Genomic DNA, 1,502 nt, shown 5'->3' on the forward strand with positions numbered 1-1,502 from the left:
GAGTTCCATATAGCCCAGTTCGTCGATGCAGAGCAGGTCGACGCGGCCGTAGCGGGCGATGGTCTTGGTCAGGATCTTCTCGTCGGCGGCCTCGACGAGTTCGTTGACGAGTTTCGCGGCGAGTGTGTAACGGACCCGGTGGCCGGCCATCGCCGCGGCGGCGCCGAGCGCGATGAGCAGATGAGATTTCCCGGTGCCGGAGTCACCGATCAGGCATAGCGGTTGCCCGGCGCGGACCCAGGCGCAGGTCGCCAGGGTGTTGATGGTGGCCGGGTTGATCGCCGGGTTGGCGTCGTAGTCGAAGTCGGTCAGCCACTTCTCCCGGGGGAACCCGGCGGCGCGGATCCGCCGTTCGGATCGGCGCCGGTCCCGGTCGTCGCACTCGGCCATGAGGAGCTCGGCGAGGAACCCACGGTAGGTCAGCTGCTGGCGTTCCGCGGCCTGTTCGGTCATCCCGCGATGCGCTGGTCTGGTCATGAGACTCTTCCCGCGCTGGAGTGGTCGGCCCCCGCGGGGGTAGTCGTGGTCGGCGCCGCGGTCGGACGACGCCGTCGTAGCAGCTCGTCGTAGTGCGCGACGCTGGGAATCGGGCGGGTATTCGCCGGCAGCCCAGCGATCACCGCGGCCGGTTCGGTCAGGCGGCGCTCGGTCAGGCTCGTCACGGTGTCCCCGGAGGCAGCAGGCGGCACCGAGGGTGTCTGGCGCTCCTCGACAGGCCGGGTCTGGGTGGTCTTACGGGCCTCGACCGCGACAACGTCAGCGGTACTCGCCCCGGCAGCGACCGCCGCGGCCAGGCCGGCCACAACGTCGGCGTGGGGCAGGTGACGGTGCAACAGCAGCACCTCGACCAACGCCCGGGTGCCGCCGGCGTCGCCGTGCGCGCGGCGCGCCGCGGCCCAGAACGCCTCATGCTCGGCGGTGAACACCCCGGACTGGCGGGGCCTGGGCCAGCACCGTCGCACCGGGGCCAGTTGAGACCGTCAGAGCCATTCGCCGGTGACGACCGAGGCTGGCACCTGCTCGGGGTGCTGGCCCGGCTCACCCGGCTCGCCGGCCGGTCCACCTTTGTTCCCGCTGCGCCTGTTGTCGGAGCGACACGTCGCGGCGGATCGCCTGGCCCGGCCGTCGGTGCGGGTGCGGTGCGATGCGGTCGGCGTGATCGGATGGAACCCTCCTCCGATGGTTACGCAGACGGTACAGGTGGACGCACGGCATGATCGCATTTACTCTCAGTAGTGGGTCAGTCTCGCCTGGAAACGTCGCCGTGAATGGGCCAGCGGCCCTGCCGGCCCCGGTCCCGGGGTTTCCCGGCCAGCTCGGTGGAGGGGGATCGCAACATGCACAGAACGCTGATTGTTGCCAAAATCGAACCCGGTTCCCACAAGGATGTCGCACGTATCTTCGCAGAGTCGGACGCCACCGGTCTGCCGCGCGTGGCCGGCGTCGTCCACCGTTCACTCTACTCACTCGGCGATCTCTACGTACATCTTCTGGAAACCGTC

At 69.4% G+C, this 1,502-nt stretch carries 2 protein-coding genes and 1 pseudogene; 1 reads left to right on the forward strand and 2 read right to left on the reverse strand.

The window, feature by feature from the left end; translation table 11 throughout:
• Positions 1-477: ATP-binding protein (locus U9977_RS24785; protein ID WP_322751694.1), on the reverse strand; the 477-nt coding region annotated here is incomplete at its 3' end.
• Positions 474-966: pseudogene (locus U9977_RS24790) on the reverse strand (IS21 family transposase); the annotation flags it as partial. The pseudogene U9977_RS24790 and the gene U9977_RS24785, both read right to left, overlap by 4 nt.
• A 371-nt stretch (positions 967-1,337) precedes the next feature.
• On the opposite strand from U9977_RS24790, the gene U9977_RS24795 reads away from it, so the two are divergent.
• Positions 1,338-1,502 (forward strand): TcmI family type II polyketide cyclase (locus tag U9977_RS24795; protein WP_322751696.1); only part of this gene is annotated, 165 nt, incomplete at its 3' end.

The organism is Protofrankia sp. Cas8 (assembly GCF_963555845.1).
Taxonomy (GTDB): Bacteria; Actinomycetota; Actinomycetes; order Frankiales; family Frankiaceae; genus Protofrankia.